General features: G+C 44.9%; 20 protein-coding genes. 8 read left to right on the top strand and 12 right to left on the bottom strand.

Translation table 11 applies throughout. The features are described from left to right. Nucleotides 1–9: 9 nt before the first annotated feature. The 3 genes from nuoL to F0145_RS16905 all read left to right on the top strand — a co-directional run bounded on the left by nuoL (nucleotide 10) and on the right by F0145_RS16905 (nucleotide 4910). Entirely contained in the window at nucleotides 10–1959 is a 1950-nt protein-coding gene (nuoL, locus tag F0145_RS16895; protein WP_150090063.1) for an NADH-quinone oxidoreductase subunit L, read from the top strand. A 12-nt stretch (nucleotides 1960–1971) separates the two neighbouring features. After that, nucleotides 1972–3420, top strand: coding sequence for a complex I subunit 4 family protein (locus F0145_RS16900; RefSeq protein ID WP_150090065.1), 1449 nt, complete (start codon nucleotides 1972–1974; stop codon nucleotides 3418–3420). A 107-nt stretch (nucleotides 3421–3527) separates the two neighbouring features. Beyond that, the gene (locus F0145_RS16905) at nucleotides 3528–4910 is read left to right on the top strand and encodes an NADH-quinone oxidoreductase subunit N (RefSeq protein ID WP_150090067.1); all 1383 of its coding nucleotides are present in this window, start codon (nucleotides 3528–3530) and stop codon (nucleotides 4908–4910) included. A 101-nt stretch (nucleotides 4911–5011) separates the two neighbouring features. Here F0145_RS16905 and F0145_RS16910 read toward each other — a convergent pair whose 3' ends face one another. After that, nucleotides 5012–6235, bottom strand: a complete 1224-nt coding sequence (locus F0145_RS16910; RefSeq protein ID WP_150090069.1) for an NAD(P)/FAD-dependent oxidoreductase — start codon at nucleotides 6233–6235, stop codon at nucleotides 5012–5014. A gap of 303 nt (nucleotides 6236–6538) precedes the next feature. Between F0145_RS16910 and F0145_RS16915 the strand changes: the two genes are divergently transcribed. Beyond that, on the top strand, nucleotides 6539–7153 hold the full coding sequence (locus tag F0145_RS16915) for a short chain dehydrogenase (RefSeq protein ID WP_150090071.1): 615 nt from the start codon (nucleotides 6539–6541) through the stop codon (nucleotides 7151–7153). 253 nt (nucleotides 7154–7406) lie between these two features. Here F0145_RS16915 and moaA read toward each other — a convergent pair whose 3' ends face one another. After that, complete coding sequence (gene moaA, locus F0145_RS16920; protein ID WP_150090073.1) at nucleotides 7407–8396, bottom strand: GTP 3',8-cyclase MoaA; 990 nt, start codon at nucleotides 8394–8396, stop codon at nucleotides 7407–7409. A 125-nt stretch (nucleotides 8397–8521) separates the two neighbouring features. Here moaA and F0145_RS16925 point away from each other — a divergent pair, with 125 nt between their 5' ends. The 3 genes from F0145_RS16925 (at nucleotide 8522) to F0145_RS16935 (ending at nucleotide 9727) form a co-directional block, all read left to right on the top strand. Next, nucleotides 8522–8764 carry a MoaD/ThiS family protein gene (locus F0145_RS16925; protein ID WP_150090075.1) on the top strand — a complete coding sequence of 81 codons (243 nt, stop codon included), beginning with the start codon at nucleotides 8522–8524 and terminating at the stop codon, nucleotides 8762–8764. Nucleotides 8765–8947: 183 nt separating this feature from the next. After that, entirely contained in the window at nucleotides 8948–9214 is a 267-nt protein-coding gene (locus F0145_RS16930; RefSeq protein WP_150090077.1) for a hypothetical protein, read from the top strand. A 102-nt stretch (nucleotides 9215–9316) separates the two neighbouring features. Beyond that, nucleotides 9317–9727 (top strand): molybdenum cofactor biosynthesis protein MoaE, encoded by a 411-nt coding sequence (locus tag F0145_RS16935; RefSeq protein WP_150090079.1) that lies wholly within the window; start codon nucleotides 9317–9319, stop codon nucleotides 9725–9727. Nucleotides 9728–9734: 7 nt separating this feature from the next. Here the strand turns inward: F0145_RS16935 and F0145_RS16940 are convergent, their stop codons facing one another. From F0145_RS16940 to F0145_RS16950, 3 genes are all read right to left on the bottom strand, one after another. Then, a complete protein-coding gene (locus tag F0145_RS16940; protein WP_150090081.1) occupies nucleotides 9735–10919 on the bottom strand; it encodes an NTP transferase domain-containing protein in 1185 nt (394 codons plus the stop codon). Beyond that, on the bottom strand, nucleotides 10900–11334 hold the full coding sequence (gene moaC / locus F0145_RS16945; protein ID WP_262719806.1) for a cyclic pyranopterin monophosphate synthase MoaC: 435 nt from the start codon (nucleotides 11332–11334) through the stop codon (nucleotides 10900–10902). Before moaC ends, F0145_RS16940 begins: the two co-directional genes overlap by 20 nt. Before the next feature lie 136 nt (nucleotides 11335–11470). Further along, the gene (locus tag F0145_RS16950) at nucleotides 11471–12289 is read right to left on the bottom strand and encodes a Nif3-like dinuclear metal center hexameric protein (RefSeq protein WP_223816122.1); all 819 of its coding nucleotides are present in this window, start codon (nucleotides 12287–12289) and stop codon (nucleotides 11471–11473) included. Nucleotides 12290–12646: 357 nt separating this feature from the next. On the opposite strand from F0145_RS16950, the gene F0145_RS16955 reads away from it, so the two are divergent. After that, nucleotides 12647–12973: a DUF7009 family protein gene (locus F0145_RS16955; RefSeq protein ID WP_150090087.1), complete on the top strand. Its 327-nt coding sequence runs from the start codon at nucleotides 12647–12649 to the stop codon at nucleotides 12971–12973. 11 nt (nucleotides 12974–12984) lie between these two features. Here the strand turns inward: F0145_RS16955 and F0145_RS16960 are convergent, their stop codons facing one another. From F0145_RS16960 to F0145_RS16990, 7 genes are all read right to left on the bottom strand, one after another. Beyond that, nucleotides 12985–14196: a molybdopterin molybdotransferase MoeA gene (locus F0145_RS16960; RefSeq protein WP_150090089.1), complete on the bottom strand. Its 1212-nt coding sequence runs from the start codon at nucleotides 14194–14196 to the stop codon at nucleotides 12985–12987. A gap of 124 nt (nucleotides 14197–14320) precedes the next feature. Next, nucleotides 14321–15778 carry a rubredoxin gene (locus F0145_RS16965; RefSeq protein WP_150090091.1) on the bottom strand — a complete coding sequence of 486 codons (1458 nt, stop codon included), beginning with the start codon at nucleotides 15776–15778 and terminating at the stop codon, nucleotides 14321–14323. Nucleotides 15779–16122: 344 nt separating this feature from the next. Further along, nucleotides 16123–19647, bottom strand: coding sequence for a nitrate reductase (locus F0145_RS16970; protein ID WP_150090093.1), 3525 nt, complete (start codon nucleotides 19645–19647; stop codon nucleotides 16123–16125). Between the two features lie 410 nt (nucleotides 19648–20057). Then, a complete protein-coding gene (locus tag F0145_RS16975; RefSeq protein ID WP_190277580.1) occupies nucleotides 20058–21437 on the bottom strand; it encodes a NarK family nitrate/nitrite MFS transporter in 1380 nt (459 codons plus the stop codon). Nucleotides 21438–21469: 32 nt separating this feature from the next. Next, on the bottom strand, nucleotides 21470–21841 hold the full coding sequence (gene nirD / locus F0145_RS16980) for a nitrite reductase small subunit NirD (RefSeq protein ID WP_150090095.1): 372 nt from the start codon (nucleotides 21839–21841) through the stop codon (nucleotides 21470–21472). A gap of 100 nt (nucleotides 21842–21941) precedes the next feature. Next, nucleotides 21942–24452, bottom strand: coding sequence for a nitrite reductase large subunit NirB (nirB, locus tag F0145_RS16985; protein ID WP_150090097.1), 2511 nt, complete (start codon nucleotides 24450–24452; stop codon nucleotides 21942–21944). Between the two features lie 750 nt (nucleotides 24453–25202). After that, nucleotides 25203–26111 (bottom strand): PfkB family carbohydrate kinase, encoded by a 909-nt coding sequence (locus F0145_RS16990; RefSeq protein ID WP_150090099.1) that lies wholly within the window; start codon nucleotides 26109–26111, stop codon nucleotides 25203–25205. Nucleotides 26112–26298: the final 187 nt, after the last annotated feature.

The following is a 26298-nucleotide window of genomic DNA, read 5'->3' on the forward strand; positions in this document are numbered from 1 at the left end:
AACTAAAGCATGCAAACAGACCTCTTACCCGCCACTAATTCCGACATGGCATTGTTCTGCTTACTTATCCCGCTTTTACCTTTACTCGGATTTCTGATCAACGGCTTAGGCAACCGTGTATTACCCAAAAGCCTGATTAGCTTAATTGGCTGCGGCAGCGTACTGGCCGCTTTTATAATTTCGCTTATCCTGTTTTTCCAGTTCGATGGCCGTCCTTACGTGGTAGATCTTTTCGATTGGATTAATGTAGGCAGCCTCCGGATTCCGTTCTCCTTCATGATCGACCAATTATCGCTGATTATGTTGCTGTTGGTAACGGGTGTGGGGTTTGTCATTCACGTTTATTCGGCGGGCTACATGAGCCACGATGCCGGCTTTGGCAAGTTCTTTGCTTTCCTGAACCTGTTTATTTTCTCGATGCTACTGCTCGTGCTGGGTTCTAACTACGTAATGATGTTTATTGGTTGGGAGGGTGTTGGTTTGTGCTCTTACCTGCTTATTGGTTTCTGGAACAAAGTTACGCCGTATAATAATGCCGCTAAAAAAGCTTTTATTGTTAACCGCATCGGTGACTTAGGTTTCCTGTTAGGCATCTTCCTGTTATTTATCACCTTCGGCAGTGTTACTTTTGCCGATATTTTCCAGCAGGCCGGACAGTTACACGACGTAAACCAACCGGTTATCGTCGCCATTACCATGTTATTATTTGTAGGGGCGATGGGTAAAAGTGCCCAGTTGCCTTTATATACCTGGCTACCCGATGCAATGGCCGGTCCTACCCCGGTTTCGGCCCTGATACACGCGGCTACCATGGTTACCGCCGGTATTTACATGGTTATCCGCTCCAACGTATTATATACCCTCGCGCCTGCTACACTGGATTTTATAGCCATTATTGGTTTAGCCACCGCGGTTTTTGCCGCTACTATTGGCTTATTTCAGAACGACATTAAAAAAGTACTGGCCTATTCTACGGTAAGCCAGTTGGGTTATATGTTTTTGGCGCTGGGCGTAATGGCTTATACCTCTTCTATGTTCCACGTGCTGACGCACGCTTTCTTTAAGGCTTTATTATTCTTAGGCGCGGGTAGCGTTATTCACGCCATGAGCGGCGAGCAGGATATCCGCAGCATGGGTGGCCTTCGCAAATATTTGCCCGTTACGTTTATTACTTTCTTAATTGGTACGCTGGCTATTTCGGGTATTCCGCCGTTTGCCGGTTTCTTCTCCAAAGACGAATTATTGGCGCAGGTATACGAGCATAGCAAAATCATGTGGGCCTTTGGTCTGTTAACATCTTTCATGACGGCCTTTTACATGTTCCGTTTGCTGTTCCTGACTTTCTTTGGCACCTTCCGGGGTACCGATAAGCAACGGCATCACCTGCACGAATCGCCGGCCAGCATGACCATTCCGCTGATTATCCTGGCTATTCTTTCTACCGTTGGTGGATTTATGGGGTTGCCGGCGGTATTCAGCGAAAACCATATCTTATCTAACTTCCTAAGCCCTATATTCGGGTATGCCCGTCAGGCAGTGCCATCGGCCTTTGAAGCGGCTCATTTGGACCATGCCACGGAATATATGCTGATGGCTATTTCGGTAGCTGTAGCGGTAGTTGCTATTATTCTGGCTTATGTAATTTACGTGAGTAAAAAATCAGTTCCGGCCGATGAAAGAACCGAGCTTTCGCCGCTGCACAAACTGGTTTACAATAAATATTATATCGACGAAATTTATAATGCCCTAATTGTGCGGCCATTAATGTGGCTTTCTACGGGCTTGTACCGCTTTGTAGAGAAAGGGTTGGTAGACCCGATAGTGAATGGCTTCGGCAAAGGGGTTATTCTGGGCGGCCGGAACCTGCGCTTCCTGCAAACCGGCGCCATTGGCTTTTATCTTTTTGCCATGGTGCTCAGCATTGCCCTTATTCTGTTCCTGAACTTTATTATAAGATAAGTTAACCCCAACATGATTACAGCCTTATTACTCTTCTGGCCGGCCCTGGCTGGTGTACTGGTTCTGTTCATAAAAGGCCAGAACGCCAAGCGGGCGGCATTTGGAGCAGCCGTAGTAGAATTTATTATTGCTTTATATGCCATGCTGCAGTACCAGCCCAATGCGCAGGTGCAGTTCCAATATTTTCAGCCCTGGATCGAGAACTTCGGGATTAATTTTGCCATTGGTATGGACGGCATCAGTTTGTTACTGGTTTTCCTGACTACCTTCCTGGTGCCTTTAATTATTTTATCGTCTTTCCCGCACTCCTACAAAAACCCGAATGTATTTTACGCTTTAATCCTGTTTATGCAAATGGGCTTAATTGGCGTTTTCACTGCGTTTGATGCGTTCCTGTTCTATTTCTTCTGGGAGGTAGCCCTTATTCCAATTTATTTTATCTCAGCCGTTTGGGGTGGCGAGCGCCGGATTCCCATTACCTTTAAGTTCTTTATATATACCATTTTTGGTTCGTTGTTTATGCTGGTGGGGTTTGTTTACCTGTATTTCCAAACACCCGGCACGCATACTTCCGATATTAATGCCTTTTACCAGTTAAGCTTAGATACTACGCAGCAAAGCTGGATATTCTGGTTTTTGTTTATTGCTTTCGCCATTAAAATGCCGGTTTTCCCCTTCCACACCTGGCAACCCGATACTTACACCGAATCGCCTACCCAGGCGACAATGCTGCTATCCGGTATTATGCTGAAAATGGGTATTTACGGCGTAATCCGTTGGTTATTGCCTATTGTGCCGCAGGGCGTAAGTCAATGGGACGGTTTGGTGCTGGTTCTTTCTATAATCGGTATTGTGTACGGTTCTATTATTGCTATACGTCAACGCGACCTGAAACGCTTAGTAGCTTATTCTTCTATCGGTCACGTGGGCCTGATTGCTGCCGGTATTTTTACCTTAACCGAACACGGCCTGCAGGGTGGCATTATTCAGATGCTGAGCCACGGCGTTAACGTAGTTGGTTTATTCTTTATCATCGATATTATTTACCGCCGCACCAACACCCGCGACATTAAAAACCTGGGCGGTATTACCCAAACTACCCCGGCGCTTTCGATTTTCTTTATGATATTATTATTAGGTACCGTGGCCTTGCCGCTCACCAACGGGTTTGTGGGCGAATTTTTATTGCTGTCCGGGGTATTTCAATATAATAACTGGATGGGCGCTATAGCCGGTACCACCATTATTCTGGGGGCAGTTTATATGTTGCGTATGTTCCAGGGCGTAATGTTCGGGGAGCAAAATGCCAATACCGCAAATTTCCGGGATTTAACCGGTTTAGAAACCGCTGTTTTAGTTCCGCTGGTAGTAATGGTTTTCTGGATTGGTTTACACCCGAACACCTTCTTAAGCCTGACCGAACCAGCGGTTGGTCATTTATTAGGCATTATTAACAGATAAACTTTAGATACTAGATATTAGATTTTAGATTAAAGAGGAAAGCTGGTTTTAATTATTAAATAATACTAATTACTAACAGCTAATCACTAATAGCTAACCGCTAAAATATGAATTCAATTATTTTACTTACTTCTTTTGGTATTCTGAACTTGTTCATTGGGTTCAGCAAATCCAAAAAAATAATTATGCCGCTGGTGCTGTTATTCCTGGCTATTGTTTTCGTGGTAAACCTAACCGGCTGGAACGATACCCAAACGTACTTCGAGCGGATGCTGACGATTGATAACTTCGCGATAGCCTTTACCGCCGTGGTAGTTTTAACCACTATTCTGGTGCTGCCATTCTCGCAAAGCTACATCGATCAGCAAAACGATAGTTTAGCCGAATACTATTCTTTGCTCTTGTTTTCGCTGGTAGGCGCTATTATGATGGTAGCTTACGAAAACCTGCTGATGCTTTTTGTGGGTATCGAAATATTATCCATTAGTATGTACATACTGGCGGGCAGCGACAAGAAAAACCTGAAATCGAACGAAGCCGGACTTAAATATTTCCTGATGGGCTCGTTTGCCACCGGCATTTTGCTTTTCGGGATTGTGCTCATTTACGGCGCTACCGGTACTTTCTATATTTCTGAAATCAGTTCAGCGGCAACGGCCCAAAGCAACAACGAATTAACCTCACCGCTCCTGGGCATGGGCTTGTTGTTTACCCTAATTGGTATTTCCTTTAAAGTTTCGGCCGCCCCGTTTCACTTCTGGACGCCGGACGTTTACGAAGGTACGCCTACTTTCTTCATGGCTTTTATGTCGACGGTAGTGAAAGCCGCTGGTTTTGCCGGATTTTACAAGTTAATGTCGGTTTCTTTTGCCGGTGCACAGAATATTTGGTTCCCAACGCTTATTGCCATGGCCGTAGTTACCTTGGCTATTGGCAATATTGGCGCGGTAGCACAAAACAGCTTTAAGCGGATGATGGCTTATTCCAGCATTTCGCACGCCGGTTATTTAATGATTGCCTTGCTTTCTTTCAACGATCGCTCCGAAAACGCTATTTTCTTCTACTCGCTGGCTTACTCAGTTTCTACGGTTGCCGCTCTCGGTATTCTTAAACTAGTAGCCGATCAGCGCGACGATGTTTCATACAACGCCTTTAACGGTTTGGGCCGCACGAATCCTTTGCTGGCAGCGGTCATGACCATTTCGATGTGCTCGCTGGCGGGTATTCCGTTAACCGGCGGTTTCTTTGGCAAACTATTTATTTTTAGCGCGGCTTTAGAACAAGAATTATTATGGCTGATTATTGTAGCCATTTTAATGGCAGCGGTTGGTTTCTATTATTATTTCCGGGTAATTATTGCCATGTACATGCGCGAGCCAAGCGGCGACCGTGTGCCAGTAGGTAGTGTAGCTACTTTCGCTTTAATATTCATGACCGTACTTACCTTTGTGCTAGGCATTGCTCCTGGTTTACTGAGCAATATTTTATAAACCGAAATATTATTTAGAAATAAAAAAAGCGGGTGAAATTATTCATCCGCTTTTTTATTGTAGTTCGGTAAGTGAAAATAGCGCCGCTTGATTGCTTGTTTTTATTTAAACAGCATACGGTAATAAAAAGCCGGCTTCGTTAGCAATCGCTTAATTTCTACGTTGGCGAGCGCTTCTACCAGAAACTGTTTTAAATATTTACTTTGATTCCCTTTTTTAACCACAAAATTGAAAAGCCACGGATAACGACACAATTTTTGTAAACTGTGGCTCACCTTTAATTCTTTCCACATACGCCGGTAAATTTCTTTGTCGTAGGCCAGGTTAAACTGGGCAGAGAAATTTTGCTGCTCAAAGCACTTCAGAATATGTTCGGCCGCTACCCGTCCGCTTCTAATCGCATTGCCTATTCCTTCGCCCGAGAAAGGATCTATTAACGAAGCCGCATCGCCGGTCAATAAAAATCGTTCTCCCGAAATATTCCGGGGCTTAGAACCTAATGGCAAGCCATAACCTTTTATGGTTTCTAAAGGCCGGGCATCTTTAAATCTTTCTTTCAGATTAGGCGTAGTTTCCAGCAATTTTTGCAAAGATGCTTTCAGGTTTAGTTTCTTCTCCGATACAACCGACGACAATACCCCAATGCCCACATTGGCCTTATTATCGGGCAGCGGAAAAACCCACAAATAGCCCGGCAAAATATCTTTAAAGAAATGAAGCTCAATATAATTATCGTCGTGAAAAGAAGTTACGCCCTCGTAGTAAACCCGCAGCCCGGCACTGTAGTGTTTCTTTTCTACTTTAATCGGCCCCAAATTTTTTGATACCACGGAATGGGCACCATCGGCTCCAATTATTATCTTTCCGGTAAAATCGCCCAAACTGGTTTGAGCCAATATTCCCCCGGTTTGCTGCTCCACTTTTTCTACTGCACAATTCTCGAAAACCTGAATATTTTGGTATTCTTTCAAATGCTGAAAAAGCAAATTGTCAAAATCGAGGCGCTGACAGATATAACCACAACTTTCCTGTTTTTTATAAACGAACGGAATATCTACATGCTGATGATTAGGCGAGAATATTTTTACTCCGTAGGAAGGTACTTTTGCAACTAAGGAATTAAATTCTACCGCCAATTTATCCGAGAGCATCGCTAACTGGTTCACCACATCTATGCTTAAGGCATCGCCACAGGTCTTATCGCGGGGGAAAACGGCTTTATCGAGTAGCGCCACGGCTAAACCACTATGGGCTAATTTAATGGCACAAGCTGCTCCGGCCGGTCCGGCTCCCACTATTATAACATCAAAATTTTGTGCCTGCATGCGTTAAAAAATATTCAATCCGGAATGGTATGCGAACTTAAAAATATTAATTTAAACCCGGTAAAATTAATTGCTGACCATGCCTAAAATATGGCATAATGGCTAACTTACTTCCTTTTTATACCGTTGGTACACCAGGCAACTATCTCCTAACAGTTTAAGTAAATTTTCTTAAAAAAATTTTAAACCACGTTTTAATTACCACTCTTAATTAATAATTTGGGCCTTAGCGCTAAACTAATGTAAAGGTTTAATGCTTGCTAACTTAGTTCAGAATATTCTCTTACATATAAATATTATAGCATGAAAATAGTTGTTTTAGGTGCTACCGGCACTATTGGCAAAGCCGTTTTGGAGCTGCTGCAAAGTAAAGGGCACGAAGTAATTGCGGCCTCGCGTTCTACCAACCCATCCGTAAATATTACCGATCCGGTTACCATTGAGCAGTTTTATGAACAAATTGGCGAAGTAGATGCCATTGTAAGTGTTGCGGGTGAAGCGGCCTTTGTACCGGTAGATAAACTAACCGACGATCAAATTCAGTTAAGTGTAAACAGCAAACTTTTAGGCCAGATTAACATGGTCCGGAAAGGCTTATCCAGGTTGCGCCCGAACGGCGTGGCTGTTATTACCGGGGGTTTCCTGGCTTACAATCCTGCGCCGCAAACAGCTATGATTGCAATGGTAAATGCTGGTTTAGAAGGATTTACCAAAGCAGCCGCCTTGGATTTAACCCAAGGCTGCCGGATTTTAATTGTGCATCCGCCGTGGGTAGCCGAAACAGCCGCCGCTTTAGGCATGGACCCAGCGCCGTGGCCCAATGCCGCCGAAACCGCCCAAGCTTACCTTACCGCTGTTGAAAGTACCAAAACCGGAGAAGCGATTTTTGTAGAAGGTTATGCGCCGGCTGGCTTCTAATAAATATTTACGCCCTAAAAAGCTGCCATAGTTTAAAACCTCACAGGTCTTAAAGACCTGTGAGGTTTGTTCAAAAGCTATTATTATAGTGCGGCTAGGAAAGAATATTTATACGATTTGGATAAATATTCCTTAACCGCAAAACTAGCTGGCACCTGCCTTTAAACAAAAGAGCAGCTTAACTTTACTCACCGAAAGTGTGCCTGATTTTTGCTACCTATTGGTAAGGCAGGATAAGCTTTTATAGTATTAATTAACCACCAATCGTAGACATAGATTGAAATACCGGTAATAAAAACCGGCGGTGGTCTTCAGCTTCGAAACCATCTTTGGCCCGATTGCCAAAGGCTTGTAAAAAAGCAGCTTTTAAGCTATCATCAGAAGTATCGGCCCGCAATAAATCCCGAATATTTAATACATCGTCGCCGTAGAGGCAAGTTTTAAGGCCGCCCTGGGCGGTTACCCGGATGCGGTTGCAGGTACCACAAAAGGTTCGGGTATAAGCAGCAATAATACCAATATTACCCACATGTCCCGGAATAGAGAAGTGTTCGGCGGTAGCATTAGGCGCATTGGCTGCTTTGGTAATGCCGGGGTATATTTCCTGTAGTTCATCCAGAATCCGGAGATAGTTCCAGGTAAGGCTAGGATGATTATTGGCGCCGCCATTAAAAGGCATTTCTTCAATAAACCTTACCGACACCGGATATTTTTCGGTGAGTTGGGCTAGCGGAATAATATCTTCGGTATTCTGGCCTTCCATTACTACCGCATTAATTTTAACCGGAATGTCGTGTTGCAGTAAAGCGTAGAAAGTAGCCATTACCCGGTCCAATTCGTCGCGGCGGGTAATTTTAAAGAAACGCTCCCGGTCCAGGCTATCCAGGCTTAAATTAACCGATTTTATACCAAGCTTTTTCAATTCTGGTATCAGTGGAGCGGTGAGTACGCCATTGGTGGTAATATGAATTTCTTCAATGCCCGGAATGGCTTTGATGCGCCACAGAAAAGCAAGCAAATCTTTCCGAAGGAAAGGCTCACCGCCCGTAATACGCACTTTGCGAATACCCATGCCGGCCAAAACCTGCAGCATGCGCTCCATTTCTTCGTAAGTAAGTAATTGCTTTTTGGGCAGATAATCTATGCCTTCTTCGGGCATACAATAAAAACAGCGCAAATTGCATCGATCGGTTACCGCCAAGCGCACGTAATCTAAAACCCGACCGTGATTATCAACTATCATGTTTTGCATTTGCATCTCTTCCCAAAACTCCCGGTGTGGAACTTAAGTTCAGGCTTCTTACATTTATATAGCACAAGTTAACTTAAAATTAGATAAATTGTATCATTATCCAGGTTTTATTAGATATGCAAGTCAAAATAGCTTTATTTGGCATAACAAAAGAAATAATTGGGGCTTCTAAACTGAATTATCAGTTAAGCGAAAAAGCTGATGTAAATCAGTTACTAAGCAGCTTAAAAGCCGATTACCCCGCTCTGCAAAAGCTCACCTCACTAATGATTGCGGTGAACGATGACTACGCTACGCCAGAGCAAACTTTATCAGCGCACGACGAAATTGCCTTAATTCCGCCGGTTTGTGGTGGGTAAATATTGTAGCAGGTAGCAGGTATCAAGTATCTGGATTATATGTATTTGAATCATTTGGATATTAAATGCTTGATGATACCTGATAATATATTTCTACCTTTAGTAAACTACAATACTAGTAAACTACTTTTAACACTGATTTTTATTGCGATGGTTCTATTTTAAATCAGAAATGAATTTAGTTTGATAGATATAGCAGAAATGAATGTCAAAAACTTAGCTTTGGCTATAGTACTTCCATTAATAGTTGTAGTTCCGATTGGTTACTTAATATTAATCCCACCAAGCCCGTTTAATTTTATTCCTTTCGCACTTTATGAATCAATCTGTAGTGGAACAGGAATAGAAGAGCATTCTTTTATAATTGCTTTCGACCTTTTAGTATTAAAATTTTTATTCTTATTATTCAGCAGAATGATACTAAACAGCTTAAAAAATACCCGTCCCTAACGTCTACTTAAACACATTAAAATGTACGATAGCAGCAGTCCATTATCATCAAAATAAAAGTTAAAATCCTGATACCTAATACTAACTACCTGATACTAAAAAATGATTGCCATAACTGAAGAACCAATTAACACGCAGGCTGTTATTGATGCCGTACAAGCCGACGGCGCCGGGGCGATTAATGTATTTATTGGTACTGTTCGTAACCAGACGCAGGCCAAACCGGTTATTCAGTTAGATTTTGAGGCTTACGATTCTATGGCCGTAAAGAAAATGCAGGAGATTGCTGATCAGGCTACAGCCCGCTGGCCCATCCAGAAAGTAGCTATCGTGCACCGCAAAGGAGCCTTACAAATTGGTGAAGCCGCTGTGGTAATTGCCGTTTCTACCCCCCATCGCAAAGCGTCTTTCGAAGCCTGCGAATTTATTATTGATACCCTCAAGCAAGTTGTACCTATCTGGAAAAAAGAAAAATTTGAAGATGGCGATGTGTGGGTAGCCGCACATCCATAAAACATTTCTACTCTCCTCTTCTTTCTAATTCCTGCAAAGTCTGCTCGTAAGCCACCGGATCGTTTACATTACGTAAATCCCGCACATTCGGAATCGTCAATAATTTCACATCAGAATTAATGAGGGCCTTACGCGGACAGGAATATCCTAAACTTAAAAACTGTAAGAGTTGCGGGTAGCTACGCGGCTCCCAAATAGTGAGCAAAGGCTCCGGAAACTTTCCGTCTGAATCGTAAAAAGCGGTAGCCATTTTGGTAGAATCGCGGTGCTGCACTAAATATTCTAAAGTGTCAGTAGTTAAAAATGGCAAATCGCAGGCTACAGTTAGCCAGGCTGCATTGGGGTTAGATTGCAGCGCCGTTAAAATACCACCTTTTGGTCCCAGGTTTAAGAATTGGTCCTGCAGATAAGGTAATTTACCGGCTACTTCGGTTACTTGCGCCGCATTGCACGATACATAAACTTCTGGGCAATAGTTACTTATCAACTGATGTACGTGGGTACGCTGGTCTGCGCCGTGGTATTGCAGCGAGCCTTTATCTCTTTGCATCCGGGTACTTTTGCCGCCGGCCAGCACCAAACCATGCAGCGGCGGTATATTTTCCTGGTAATAATGCTCTACAAAGCCAGTAATATTCTCTATATCGGTTAACCGGTAAACCGGAATATCCGGAAAATTTACTACATGATTTTGAATAAAATCTGGTACTTCCGTTACACCTTCCTGTAATAATATTAGCTTTACCCGAGTGAGTTTATCCAGCTTTTTTTCGAGGGGTTTAGCCGGATCAATAACAATAATCTGCGCTTGTGCGGGAAAATGGTTGCCGTTTACCAACACTAAATCGGCCTGCCGGAATAATGCTTTCTGTTCGTACGCATTCCAGCCAATTTTATTATCGAACCGCTGAAACGTAATTTTATCGGTATATTCTAATGTCGCTCCATTTCCTAAAGCAGCATTTAAATCCGGGCCATTAGCTGCTTCGGCATCCGCATTTTTATGATCGGCATCTACATAAGCTATTTTTAGCTTATTACCCAGATTTTCGGAAATGGCAAATGCCAGCTTTTTTATGTTGCCGCAAGGCGTACCCAAAATAGCCAGTTCAACCCGGCCAAAGTGCCCAATGGCGGCCCGGGCCAATTGTGTATGTTTCTGATGCGGTGCTTTATTTTCGTTCGAAGTCATTTTTGCCGCCGGTTTTGGTCATAAGTTTTGTTTCTTTTATAACGATGTCGTGCGAAAAAGCTTTGCACATGTCGTAAATAGTTAGCGCCGCTACGGTGGCACCGGTTAAGGCTTCCATTTCTACGCCGGTTTTTCCGGTTATGCTGGCGGTGCAATCAATTACTACTTCGTTGGCTTCGTTTACCTGAATATTAAATTTGCAGCTTTCCAGCCCCAGCGGATGGCACAACGGAATCAGGTCGGAAGTTTTTTTGGCACCCATGGTGCCGGCTATAATGGCCGTCTGAAATACCGGTCCTTTTTTGGTTTGAATATCGCCGTTGGTTAAATGTTGCATAATTTCTTCGCCCAGCACCACAATGCTCTGGGCCTGGGCCGTACGCTTGGTTTCGGCTTTGGCGCTTACATCTACCATAGCCGGGTTACCGCCGGCATCTAAATGCGAAAATGTTTTTTCTTGTTCGTTCACGTCAGGTAAAAAGCTTGATAAACAATTTTTTTGCAAAATATTCGAAGTCCTCCTTTAAAGGGGACAAAAATTTAGGTATCTATTAGATAAAACTTAGCGGATTACGGGATGGCACATGGGTTATTTTAAGGCCGGGCACTTTGGGTTTTAACCAGGCTACCAGCCACTCTGCGCCGGGTTCCTCGCTTACGGCATGGCCCAATAAAACCAGCGACAGCTTATTACCTTTAGCCCGGGCATCGCGCACGTACTCTACTGTTTCCCATTCCTGCGCCTCCCCTACCATAATCACATCGGGCTTCTCCTTAATTATTTCTTCAATATGTCTTTTGCCGCCGGAAGCACCAGGCAAAAGTAATATACGTTCGCAATTTTGCGATAGATCGCCTATATACCGAACCATCTGGATACCTAATTTTTCTTTTGTGAGTGAGATTATTGTTTTTAAAGATATAGCCGGTATAACAAAACGGTTACGGATTTCCGGATTGTAATATTTCTGCCAACCCAAAGCGGCTACTAAACCGGTCTGTACACCGTCCGGCTTGTGGCTATGAATATAATCGTGGTTGCGCCAAACGGCAATATTATGTTTTTTCAGCAAATCGGCTTTATACCGGTAAACATCATCCTGCTCCAGCCAGGCCGTATCGTCCTGGTGATTATAAAAGGTAGGCTCGTGCGCAATTATAAAGTTAGCACCTAAATCAATGGCTTTCCGGATAACCTCCAAGGTTGCGAACATCGTAGTTACAATACCAGTAACTTTAGTGTCTAAACTACCAGATTCTAAAGTATCTACGGTAGTATTGAAGGGTGCACCGGGCACTTCTTTCAAAAATAACGCTATTATTTGCCGCACCGTAAAGGTTTGGTTTTGCCGGAATAAATTATTAGCCATTGTTACTATTGGTGTAGTTATTAGCCCCGAAGCCCCAACGGTATTGCCTAATGCAGTTATAAATTTTCTTCTTCCTAGCTGGTTAATATTCTTTTTATTTGAGGCCATTCCTGCATTTAATTTAAGGTGTTCTTTCCTTCCGAATATTTTAAGTAGTTATTCTTTAAAGTACTAATTTTAATTAAAGTTTAGGATTCAACTTAAGGAAAGAAAAGCTTCTAAAGTAATTTGTGTTGCCGCTGGCTGTTGACTATACTTTTAAATAGTAAAATGTTGCATAATATTTTAGTAAATTAGCTTAACCGTTTACTGCTTTTACCCAGTGGTAAGCCTAATCTTACTTTTTAAATTAATATTATGAAATTAAGAATTCAGGGTAACAGCCTGCGGGTGCGGGTTTCGGAAACCGAAGTGGCAAAATTCCGGGAAATTGGCCACCTGGAAGAGTCTGTTGTATTTGGCCCTACCCAGAAAGAAACTTTAAATTATTTGCTGATTAAATCTTATGAAAATACAGAGGTAACCGCTTCCTTTTCTGAAAATAATATTACCATTAGTGTTCCGGCAGCCATTGCAAAAGATTGGGCAAACTCCGAACACAATGGTTTTGAAGTCAAACTCCCCAATGGTACCGACAAAGGTTTAAAAATATTGGTAGAAAAGGATTTGGACTGTATTCATTAAAAACTTTATTTCTAACTACGAAAACCATAAAAAGCATAAACCTCGCCCACCGAAAAAGTACTTTGTTTTTGCGGTAATTCCAGGAAACCATCGGCCGAAAGTAGTGCGGCAAAATCACCGGAGCCACCAATATGGACCGGTTTAGCCGTAAGCATGCCGCTGGTACCAATGGCAACTTTCACCGGTAAAAAATAAGTTAAATCGGGCCGAAAAACTGTTTCTTCCTGCAAAATGGCTTTGGGTACTAAGGCGGCCGGCGCGCTCAAACTAGCCCGTACCCACGGCCGGACGTATTTATAAAAACAAACAAACGTAGAAACCGGGTTGCCCGGCAACGCAAATACTACCGGCCCGTTGGCCACACGGCCAAACCAGAAAGGCTTACCGGGGCGTTGCGCCACCTCGTGAAACAGCTTCTGTACGCCTAATTCGGCTAAAACTTCCGGAATAAAATCTGCTTTGCCTTTCGAAACGCCACCACTTAATATTAACGCATCGAAGCGGGACAGCAAATCTTTCAACTCCGTTAATAAAGCGGCTTTGTCGTCGCGGAGGTGGAAACGCTGGGCCTTTACACCCTGCTCCTGCAAAGCGGCCTGCAACAGGTAGCTGTTCGATTGCCGGATTTGGTGTGGCAGCGGCATTTCTGTTACTTCAACCAGTTCATCGCCGGTTGAAATAATGGCTACGCGGAGCGGCTGACTAACCTGTACGGTGGTTTTACCCACAGTAGCAATAACAGCAATTTCAGCGGGCGACAATAAAGTACCTGCCGGAATTAATAAATCAGCTGCCTGGCGGTCGGAACCGCGTTGGTGAACATTCTGCATCCGGCCTTTTGGTGCGGCAAAAATATGCGCGTACCGGATGCCATTCCGGTCAAATATTTTTAAATCTTCATACCGAATAACAGTATCGGTATTACCGGGTAATATGGCACCGGTCATTACTTCCAGGCAACCATCATTTTGATGCAACGTTTGGGGCGGCGCGCCGGCCAGTTGCACACCTTCAATCCGGAAAGTATCTTCACCGGCCTGAAAATTGGCAAACCGAATGGCTATGCCATCCATGCTTACCCGGTGAAATGGCGGGAAATCGCGATCGGCCGAAATCGGCTCTCTTAAAACTGATCCATTAGCCGCTGTTAACGTAACTTCGGTTATGGGTAAGGTTAGAGTATTTTCGCCAATTAAGCGGACGGCTTCAGTAACGGTTATCATATCTTGGAAACGGAAGCCAAACCTACAAATTTTATTTCGGCTGGAAAAAGCCTAATTCTAGCCCGTTATTAATATTATTTGCAAATAATAAGTTTGGCTAAGATTACTTTCACCAATTGTAACTTTAAGCAGCTACTTCGCTTTCATGGGTCGGCATTAGCTTAAACGCACTTTTAGGAGCATCGCAAAGCGGACAGGTATAATCGGCTGGTAAATCCAGGAAAGGTACGCCTGGCAGAATATTGCCATCGCCGAAAGCCGGGTCGTAAACGGTAAGGCAATCCGGACATTGGTGCAGGTTTGGCTGCGGTTTACTTTCAACTATTGGTTTATTTACTTTTACTTCGGGCTCGTAGTTTAGCTGCTCGTAATACAAACAACTCAGTTCCATTAGCAAAGGCGCTAAATCTTCCTTCAGCACATCCTTCGCAAACGTTTTATATTTCCGTTTATTCGGGTTAAAGTCCTGGCAATACAGCACGTTGTAAGTATCCAATAAATCGTATTTATTGGCGTACTGCGAAACCGGGTTTTTCTCGATAACAACTGCCGTAAATAATACCATCGGCACGGTTTTAACGGCAAAAGTTAAGCCTTCGGTACTAATATCGTTTTGGTCAAAAGTCCGGACCAGGTAACGCTTTAATTGCAAGGCTTCTTCGTCGAGGACCGGTAAGTGCCAGTTGAGCTCCAGGGATGAGTGCCGCATGTTTATACCGTATTTCCCCAGCAGCTTTTCGTACTTAATTTTATCTTTCTCCGCAATACCTTTTATAATAAATGACTTCCAGGTAGTAAGGCTGATTTTACCAATATTTGTTTCGACGCACAAATCGCACAGCGCTTTTAAAAATTTAATGGTGTAGCAGTTGTTGCGCCAGTAAAGCCCCAACCAATATTTATCACCGGCCATTTTGTTCATGCCCTCGTAAGACGGGAACGGCGTTTTGGAAAGCTCTAAACCACCGTCTAGCGGCCGGTTATTAGCCTTCATGCGGGCGTTGGTTTGGGAGAATAATTCGTTAACGGGCAAATCGGGATGAGCCAAATAAACCGCTTCCAAGGCTTTCACCGTCCGGACCACATCAAAGGTAAAAACCAGGGCCGGCCAAAGCACCAGTTCCTCGCCCAGTTCGGGCAGACTCAAATAGAGGTACCAATAATTATCCTGTTTAGAAGCAACAAAATTAAGATTGCCGGTAAACAACGGTACTAATGTTTGGCGCGGATCGGCAATATTTATCTTCAGCTTGCTCCGGTACTGCTCAAAATCGTCGAGGATATAAAGATAAGTATCGGAATGCAGCCAACTGGTATTGGGCAGCATATCGGCGGCCACGTATGAGCTCACAATATTTTGGTAATTATTTCCGTCGAAGTCGTACTCGGTCCGGATAGCCTGAAAGGTATGGTCCAGAATCGTTTTACTGCGGATATTTACCGGGAATAATATATCCTGGCGGGACCCGAAATGAATATTTTCATTGCCAAAGTCTTCGGCCGTTTCCAGAATTTTTTTCATATCGCCCGGTGAGACTACGCCGCCTCTGGCAAATACCCGGATTAAATCATTCTTCTCCATACCGTTTTAACCTTACCTTTTAATTATTGTATTTACGCCATGCTAGTCATTGCTGGCGCGAGGCTCCGCCTCGTGTCTTTTTATTCTTCGGCCTCTGGCCGATAAAATTCATTTAAAATTACTAGCGGCCAGAGGCCGGATGAAAACCGTCACGAGCGAGACGCTCGCGACAGTGCTTTGCTTCGTATTTTCTGGCCTGTAACTATCTAAGTTTTTACCCTTCCGCCCTCCGGGCACCTTCTCTAAATTAGGGAAGGAGTTGCGGCTAATGCTCTGGATGGAATGTAGCTTTTAGTTAGCCGCAGTTCCCCGCCTATTTTAGGAGGGGCTAGGGGTGGTAAATTTCACACCACCATTGCATCCACTTCTTTCAGCTTTTCCAGAATATTTTTTACTTCGGGTTTGCAACTGCCGCAGCCCATTCCGGCGCCGGATTGCTGGCAGAGTTGCCGGAACTCGGTGCAGCCGCCTTTTATCATATTGGTAAGGTTGCCTTCGCCTACGTTGTTGCAGGAGCAAACCAGTTTACCCAACACCGGGGCGGCTGCTTTACCCGAGCGAAGCAATTCCATCCGTTTTTCCGATAGCTCCAGCTTGTTTTCGATGAGCGTTTTAAACTCGGCAAACTCGCTTTTATCCCCCATTAAAATAGCACCTACCAAGCGGTCCTGGTGAATAATACACTTTTTATAGTAGCGTTTTGCTTTGTCGGTGAAAATTACTTCTTCGTAATCCGGGTTATTATCCGGCGCTTCTACCATACCTAAGGAGCATAAATCCTGACCTGATAGTTTTAGAATATTCATGAAGATAGAACCGGTATAATAACTGCTCTGGTCGCCGGTCAGGAAGCGGGCGGCTACGTCGGCCTGCGCTTCGGCGGCCATCGTAATACCGTTTACTACCCCGTTAAACTCGGCTACCTCGCCCATGGCAAAAATATCGGGGTCGCTGGTTTGTAAATAATCGTTTACCACTACGCCCCGGCCGCACTGAAGCTTCGCCTCCAGGGCTAATTCCATATTCGGACGGGTACCAATGGCATAAACCGCCGCATTACAGGTTATGTTTTTACCGCTTTTTAAATTTACCACCAGCCCAGGTTCGTTTTTGTTCGGGAAGATGGTTTGTACCTGGTCGTTGAAGTAAACCTGAATGCCCAATTCTTCCACATACTCTCGAAGTAAATCGCCGGAAATCTGGTCGAGTTGGCGCTCCATCAGGCGGGAGCTTAATTGAACAATGGTAACGTTGATATCTATTTCGCGCAGCGAAGCCGCCAACTCCAGGCCCAGCAAACCTCCGCCTACAATTACCACGTGGCCTTTGTAATTCAGGAAAGTCTTGAGGCGGTCAGCATCGCCGCGGTTACGCATGGTAAAAATGCCTGGCAAATTCATCGGCACATCTTTGGGTACAAAGGCCCGGCTGCCGGTGGCAATAATTAGTTTATCGTAAGAATGTACCTGGCCTTTGGTATCCGTAACGGTTTTGTCTTCGCGGTTAATGGCCGCAATACCGGTAGCCTGGTGCAAATGCACATCCAGTTTGGCTAATTCGCCGGCTTTAAATTTTTCAAGTTGTTGCCAATCCAGGTGACCATTTAAATATTCCGGCAGCAATACCCGGTTGTAAAACGGATATTCTTCCTGGGAAAACACATGAATTTCATCCCGTCGGTTCTTCTCCCGGTAAGTATTAATTAAGCGGTAGGCCGCCGCCCCTGCCCCAATAACTACTATTTTCTCAAAATGCTTTTCGTACTTCTGCACCTGTACCGCCGAAAATTTAAAATCCGGTTCTTTGGATTTGGGATCTACTAAGTTGTTCGTGAGGTTATTCGTGCGGCCGAAATCGCGGTTTAATATTTTGCCCCAATGCATCGGCAGGAAAACTACGCCGGTTTTAATATCAGTGGTTAATACCGCATTTACACACACCTTGCCGCGGGCACTGCAAATTTCCACCGTATCGCCGTCGTTAATGCCGCGCAAGGCCGCATCAATGGGGTTTATTTGAATGAAAGGTTTGCTCAGGTGCTGGTTCAGTTTGTTAACCTTGCCGGTTTTGGTCATGGTGTGCCACTGGTCGCGGATACGACCGGTGGTGAGCACCAATGGGAACTCGCCGGTTAACGGTTCCGACTGGTTAACCACGCTGGCCGGCGTATGAATTTGAGCCCGCTGGTTAGGCGTATAAAACTTTTTATCCTGGAACAACCGAGGCGTACCGGCATTGCCGCTTACCGGTACCGGCCACTGAATGGTCTGTTTTTCTATTAAATCAGCATAGTTTAAGCCGCTAACATCAATATTAGTACCTTTGGTTAAGCCGGCGTGCTCTTCGTAAATTTCGCTTACTCTTTCGTAATCAAAGCCTGTGAACTGCATTTTTTGGGCGAAGCGGCATAATATTTCCACATCCGGCAAAGCTTCGCCGGGTGGCGGCAATACGGCATTCAGGTAGCTGATGCGACGCTCCGAATTAGTCATAGTGCCTTCTTTTTCGAGCCAGCCAGCCGCTGGCAATACCAAATCAGCGTATTGCAGGGTATCGGAGCGGCCCGAAATATCCTGCACCACCACAAACCGGGCTTTCTTTAGGGCTGCTTCTACCATCGCGGCATCCGGCAAACTCACCAACGGGTTGGTACAAATAATCCAAACGGCTTTTACTTTGTCATCGCGCAGGCCTTCGAATAGCTGGGTAGCCGTCAGGCCGGGTTGCGCCGGTACGCTCGGTACGCCCCAGTAATCGGCTACTTCCTGCCGATGTACCGGATTGGCTAAATCGCGGTGGGCCGAAAGCAGGTTGGCCATGCCCCCTACTTCGCGTCCACCCATGGCGTTGGGCTGGCCAGTCAGGGAAAAAGGACCAGACCCTGGTTTGCCAATTTGCCCGGTAATAAGGGATAAATTTAATAATGCTAAATTTTTATCAACGCCAATTACACTCTGGTTCAGGCCCATGGCCCACATAGAAATAAAACCTTTGGCCTGGCCGATATAGGTAGCCGCCAACTTGATATCGGTTACGGAAACATCGCAGATAACCGCTGCTTCTTCCAGCGAAGTCTGCAGCACAAACTCTCTAAACTTTTCGAACCCATCAGTGTGCTGCGACAGGAAGGCTTCGTCAATTAAATTTTCTTCTATCAGGTGCCGGGCAATGGCATGGTACAACACAATATCGGTACCCGGATTAATTTGCAGGTGCAAATCGGCCAGGGCACAGGTTTGGGTCCGGCGGGGATCTACCACCACAATCTTCACATCCGGGTTTTCTTCTTTGTGCTTTTCGATGCGCCGGAATACGATGGGGTGGCACCAGGCCGGGTTAGCACCAGCAATTAAGAAGCAATCGGCTAGTTCAATATCGTCGTAGCAGGTAGGTACGGCATCTTCGCCGAGGGCCATTTTATAACCTACTACCGCCGAGCTCATGCACAGGCGTGAATTGGTATCAATATTATTTGTACCCAGAAAGCCTTTTACCAATTTATTCGCTACGTAATATTCTTCGGTTAAGCACTGGCCGGAAGCATAAAAACCCACGGAATCCGGACCGTACTTGGCAATAATAGATTTGAAAACGGCAGCGGCCCGGTCTAAAGCGGTATCCCAACTTACCCGTTGCCGCGGCTGGTTTTTGGCCCAACGCATTTCTGGGTAAAGCAGGCGGTCGGAATAATCGGAGGCTACATAATGCAAGTTTAAGCCTTTGGAGCAAAGCATGCCTTTGTTGGTGGGGTGCTCGGGGTCACCTTCTACCCGGATTTTACCTTTGGCATCCTGCTGCACGATGATGCCGCACCCTACTCCGCAGTAAGAACACGTGGTTTTAAAGCTTTTTTCTTTGCTCTTTTTCATTTTGGTCTTAAGCTTTTTTTAGCTGGTTAGGGCTAATATTTTATTCTTGCTGAGTATTGTTTTTGTAGCTGATATCTTTTGAAAGATTGCATCTTTCAATGTAAATGTGCTAAAGGTTAGTTACTGCCTAAGTTTGCTCCCGGCCGCGAGGCCCCGTTTGGTCATTCGGGCTGTTAAGCCTTCCTTTGCTCGTACCTCGCAATGCCTCCTCCGTCGGCACCGGAACTCTTAAAGGCCCTCATCGCCCAAACTGCTGAAGTATGCCAGTAGCAACCCTCTTAACAGGTCTTAATAAATATTCCTTAAAATATTGATAGCGTTTTATTTAAGTTTAGTAGCAACGTCTCGGTTAGGCGCAACTTCTTCCCTATTTTAGGGAAGGTGCCCGGAGGGCGGAAGGGTAAATTTTCTTACACCTCTGCTAAAACCGGTTTCAACTTACCTTCTGTTACCGGAATATCACCCAAAGAAGCATCCATTTCAGATTGTGCTTCAGCTTCGTGGGCTTTGGAAAATTTAACCAAAAACGATGTAAAAGAAACGGCTATTACTACACACCCAATAATAAATAAGGCATCGCTGTAGGTTAAGCTTTCGTCTTTTAACAGGAATCCGGCTAACACCGCACCAACGTTACCGCCAGCGCCTACAATACCCGAAACTGTACCAATGGCTTTTTTATTGATAAAAGGAACCACGGAGTAAGTAGCGCCTTCCGACATTTTCACGAACAAGCTAAAGAATAGCATGGTAGCTATGGCAATAGACAGCACGGTCATTTGGGAGAATAAAAGGAGCGCAATACCTTCCATAAACAACGCGAAGGCCAGGAACAACACCCGGCCTCTTAAGCCGTAGCGGATACCAAATTTATCGCCGAAATACCCCCCCAGGGTGCGAGCAAAAATATTCATCATCCCGAACAAACCGGCAATTAATCCAGCCGTTTCCAGGCTCAGCTTAAACTTATCGAAGTAATAAATGGCGGCAATATTATCGATGGTAATTTCGATGCCAAAACAAGCACCATAGATTAAGAACAGCATCCACACCCGAATATCTTTGCAGGCCTTCCAGAAAGCGCCTTTGGCTTCGGCGGCTTTCATGCGGTATTCTGGATCTGATTTTTTCAGGTCGGCGACGTTGCCTTCGGGGGTATCCTGGGTAAACTTATAATAGGCAATACCCATCAAAAACAACATTACACCAGGCACCACCATGGCATAGCGCCAGGCGCTGGCTTCTACAAAACCCAAGCCTACAAAGCCGGCAAAAATAAGCGGCATAATAATTTGGGTAACGCCACCACCCATATTGCCCCAACCGGCGGTTGTAGCGTTGGCGGTGCCCACCACATTAGGCCCGAACATCATGGAAGTATGAAACTGGGTAACCACGAAAGAGGCTCCAATAACACCAATGGCCAACCGGAATAATAAAAACGATTCGTAGCTGTTGCTCAGGCCGATAAACATTACCGGCAACGAGCCTAACAGTAATATATACGTGTAAGTAATACGAGGACCAAATTTATCGCAGAGCCAGCCAATTAACAGGCGGGCAAAAATGGTGATGGCGACCGACGAAATTACAATATTGCCAATCTGGGATTTGGTTAGCGCCAGTTCTTCCCGGATAATGGGCATGAGCGGGGCCACACCAAACCAGCCGAAAAAGCACAGAAAAAAGGCAAACCAGGTAACATGAAACGTGCGCATGTGCGGCGTTGCCAGACTGAAAAGGTTAATACGGGAGGCTTTGCCTACTTTAGGAGTGGAGACTGCTTTCATGGAATATTTAATCTCGATGGTTTGGGTTTATATTATTCTGATATCCCGATGTACACAAAGCCATCTTCTACTTTCACGGGGTACGTCTGTATCTCGTAGCATTCGCCGTTCAAGTTTTCGCCGGTAATAAGCGAGAAGGTTTTTTTGTGGAAAGGGCAGGCTACTTTGGGCTCGCCGCACTGGTCGCCTACGAGGCCGCGGGCCAGAATCATTTGCTGCTTGTGGGGGCACATATTCTGGCAGGCGTACCATTCGTTGCGGCGGGTAAAGTTAAAAACCGCAATCTGCTGGTCCTGGTATTTAACACAAGCGCCGCCGTCTTCGGGGAAAGCACTTACTTCGGCCGCTTTAAACCAATAGGTAACTTCTGAGGAGCGGGTATCGGGGTTTTGTGTGCTTAACATAGCTGTAATTGAATATTTAATAATTGATTATTTAGGAAAAAGCCTTCCAAGGGTAGCCTTTCTGGCCACCTATTTTGGGCTTTAATAAATTTTATTCTGTTTAGATGACAGGCACTTTTTGTCCGCGCTCGGGCCGGAAATTAATGGATGGGTCTGGTTCGGGGGTATTGACAAAGTGCTGGAAACGCTTGCGTAACTCGGGGTTATTTACCACCTCTTTCCACTCGCAGGCGTAAGTATCCACCATAAATTCCATTTCGCGTTCCAGGTCGGCACAAATACCCAATGAGTCTTCGATGATTACCTGCCGCAAATAGTCGATGCCACCTTCCATTTTATTCAGCCAGGTAGCGGTGCGGTTTAATGGTTCGGCCGTTTTTATGTAGAACATCAGGAACCGGTCTAAGTAACGGAGGCAGGTTTCGGTGTCGAGGTCGGTGGCGAAAAGTTGCGCGTGCTGGGGTTTGGCGCCGCCGTTGCCGCAGATGTACAGGTTCCAGCCTTTTTCGGTGGCAATAATACCAAAGTCTTTTGATTGCGCTTCGGCACATTCCCGTACGCAACCCGATACCCCGCCTTTTAATTTATGCGGCGACCGCAGACCCCGGTAACGCTCTTCTATCTGGATGGCAAAGCCTACCGAATCGTGCAGACCGTAACGGCACCAGGTAGAACCTACGCAGCTTTTCACCGTGCGCAGGCTTTTGCCGTAGGCGTGGCCGCTCTCGAAACCGGCGTTTACCAGTTCTTCCCAGATATCAGGCAACTGGTCTACCCGGGCACCAAACATATCGATGCGCTGGCCACCGGTTATTTTGGTATACAGGCCGTATTTAGCCGCTACTTGTCCGATTACAATCAGTTTTTCAGGAGTTATTTCGCCGCCGGCAATCCGGGGAACGACTGAGTAGGTTCCGCCTTTCTGGATATTGGCTAAGTAACGGTCGTTGGTGTCCTGGATGGTGGCTTGTTTTAAGATGAGTTCGTTCCAGGTGCTGGCCAAAATGGAAGCTACGGCTGGTTTACAAACTTCGCAGCCATCGCCTTTGCCGTGGTGGCTAATTAGCTCGTCGAAGGTGCGGATATTGTTTACTTTTACAATATCCAGGATTTCGTGGCGGGAATACTGGAAGTGCTCGCACAAAACTTGTTTTACTTCCTGACCCATTTCTTTCAGGGTGGCATTGAGTAAATCGCCGAGCATGGGTACACAGCCGCCGCAACTGGTGCCGGCCTTGGTACATTTTTTAATTGAGGCTACATCGCACAGTTTTTCATCTTTAATAGAATTGCAGATAGTGCCCTTGCTTACGCCTTCGCAGGAGCAAATAGTAGCTTCTTCGGGTAAACTCAATACCCCGGCTCCGGCAGATTCTGAGCTACCACCCCGGCTACCCAGGATTAAATCTTCGGCATCTGGTGGCACGATTATCCGGTTTTGCACCGTTTGCAGCAGCATGTTGTAGTTAGCCGCTTCGCCTACTAAAATACCACCCAGTAAATATTTTCCGTCTTCCGAAATATTAACGCGCTTATAAATACCTTTAATCCGGTCTTCGAATACAATGGTGCGGGCATTAGGCTCCGAGATAAACGGATCGCCGAAGCTGGCAACGTCTACGCCTATTAATTTCAGCTTGGTAGACATATCAAAACCTTTGAAGGTTTTTTCGCCGCCTACCAGGTTGGTTACAACTGTTTCGGCCATATCGTAGCCGGGTGCTACCAAGCCGTAAATCATGCCGCCGTGCAAAGCGCTTTCGCCAATAGCAAATATATCGGGGTCGGAAGTTTGTAAAGCATCGTTTACCAGGATACCACCCCGCGGCCCCACCGATAAACCGGCTTTTACGGCTAACTCATCGCGCGGCTTAATACCCGCCGAAACAATCAGCATATCAACATTGAGTTCGCTGCCGTCCGCAAAAGTCATTTTACGTACGCCGGGGTCACCCAGAATAGCAGTAGTACTTTTGTTTAAATGAATGCTGATGCCCAGGCTCTCCAGTTTTTTCTTCAGCGTTTCGGAACCCGCTTCATCTAACTGCCGCGGCATTAACCGGGAAGCAAATTCAATGACGTGGGTAGTCAGTCCCATATCCATAGCCGCCTTAGCCGCTTCCAGGCCCAGTAAACCGCCGCCAATTACCGCCGCTGTTCTGGCCTTAGGCGCATAGGCGAGCATGGCATCCAGGTCTTCGATGGTGCGGTATACAAATACACCTTCTTTTTCTACCCCATTTATCGGCGGTACAAAAGCGCTGGAACCAGTAGCCAGAATTAATTTATCGTAGCTAACTTCTAATCCTTTATGCGTTGTGATTATTTTGCTGGCAGCATTAATGCCGGTAACCAGCTCGCCTAAATGCAGATTAATATTGTGCTCTTCGTACCACGAAACGGGAGCCATGGTTAATTCTTCGGCGGTGGTACCGGAAAAATAAGCACTCAGGTGTACCCGGTCGTAAGCTGGCCGAGGCTCTTCTCCGAAAACAGTTATCTGATAGGCGCCGGGCTGGGCTTTTGCTACTAGCTTTTCGCAAAACTTATAGCCGACCATGCCATTGCCTATTACTACTATACGCTGCGGATGTGCTGGAGAACTGCTCATAGGTTTTAAGTCTTAAAAAATAATTATAAAATGAACCTTTAATTATTGCCTTAACAGGAGTTGCCGCTCCTGCTAAGGATGTATCTTATAAATTCAGGCTTTACTTTTCATTTTAGTAGAGTTTTCAGCCAAACAGGTTTACTTTTGAACCTCTTTTATTTAAAAACCTACTCTTTTATTGACAAGTGCCTTTATTTTTAACCTTTTGTTGAGTAAAAATACTCAAATCATCTATACATGGTTATTTTTATAACTACTTTTTTATAAAATTTATGTTTTTCTATAAAACCACCTTCAAAAACAGACTATTATTTTAAATATTTCAGATTTTGAGCAAGATTATTAGAAACCTGGTATTACAATTCTTCCTAATTTCCCGACAAAAGTCCTTTAATGCTGCTAACCTAACCTCAGTAGGGCCTAATTTTTATACCTTTTGTATTAAATCAGGTGCAAAAAGAACAGCATAACCTGTATTTGTCCATTGTAATTAATCTGGGGGGCGTATTTTTTTAAGCTTGGTGGAACAATATTATCCCGAACAAGCTATTTTAAGATTAGAATTATATCCAGAACTAATCAACAGTTCGGGAATATTTAGACTGCATTACTTATAAAAAACTATGAGTAGAAATACTCAAGTTTTACAAAGCATAATATTCAGGGTTTATCCTATAGAAAAAGCATTACCAACAAAAAAGCCTGCCGATTACTAATCAGCAGGCTTTCGCTTTTTACTTAAATTATTTTTTAGAAACGCACTAAATCGGCGAATAGCTGTACCCGGGCGTCTATCTCTTCTTGACTTAAATTAACCAATCGCTCGGTACCGAATTTTTCTACGCAGAAAGAAGCCATAGCCGAACCATGTATAACGGCGCTCTTCATGTTGTTAAAGCTTACATCGCCCGCCTTGGCTAAATAACCAATGAAACCACCGGCAAATGTATCGCCAGCTCCGGTTGGGTCAAACACATCTTCCAACGGCAATGCTGGGGCATAAAATATTTCGTTCTGGCCGAAAAGTAAAGCACCGTGCTCCCCTTTCTTAATAATTAAATATTTAGGTCCCATGGCCATAATCTTCCGAGCGGCTTTCACCAACGAATATTCTCCGGATAACTGCCGGGCTTCTTCATCGTTAATAGAAAGCACATCTACCAGCGCTATGGTTTTGATTAACTCATCGTAAGCAATATCCATCCAGAAATTCATGGTATCCATCACAATCAGTTTCGGACGGTTTTGCAGTCGCTCGATTACCGTGCGCTGCACCTGGGGCGCCAGGTTACCCAGCATCAGGTACTCGCAGTTCTGATAAGCCTCCGGAATAATTGGGTCGAAATCGCCTAACACGTTCAGCTCGGTTACCAGCGTTTCGCGGCTGTTCATGTCGTTGAAGTACCGACCGGACCAGAAAAAGGACTTTTCGTTTTCTTTAATCTGTAAACCGGCAGTATCTACCCCGTGCTCCTGAAATAATTCGATATCGGACTTTAGAAAATCGCCGCCCACCACGGCCACCAGGTTTACCGGTTTTACAAAGTACGACGACGACAAAGAAATATAGGAAGCCGCGCCGCCTACAATTTTATCGGTTTTGCCAAAAGGCGTTTCCAGGGCATCGAAAGCTACCGACCCAATTACTAATAAGCTCATTTTATAGATTTAAGAATTTTATTTCGGATTTAGAACAAGCGGCAAAAATAAGATATTAATTTAAACTTATGCCTACGCCTGGTTCTGAGCCTGATAAAATTCTTAAGAGGGTGTTAGGATTTTGGATTGAGCCAAATACTAATTAGGTTTACCCCGAAATAAAATGACGAAATTTGTCGATAACTGC

The organism is Adhaeribacter rhizoryzae, assembly GCF_008629685.1.
Lineage (GTDB): Bacteria > Bacteroidota > Bacteroidia > Cytophagales > Hymenobacteraceae > Adhaeribacter > Adhaeribacter rhizoryzae.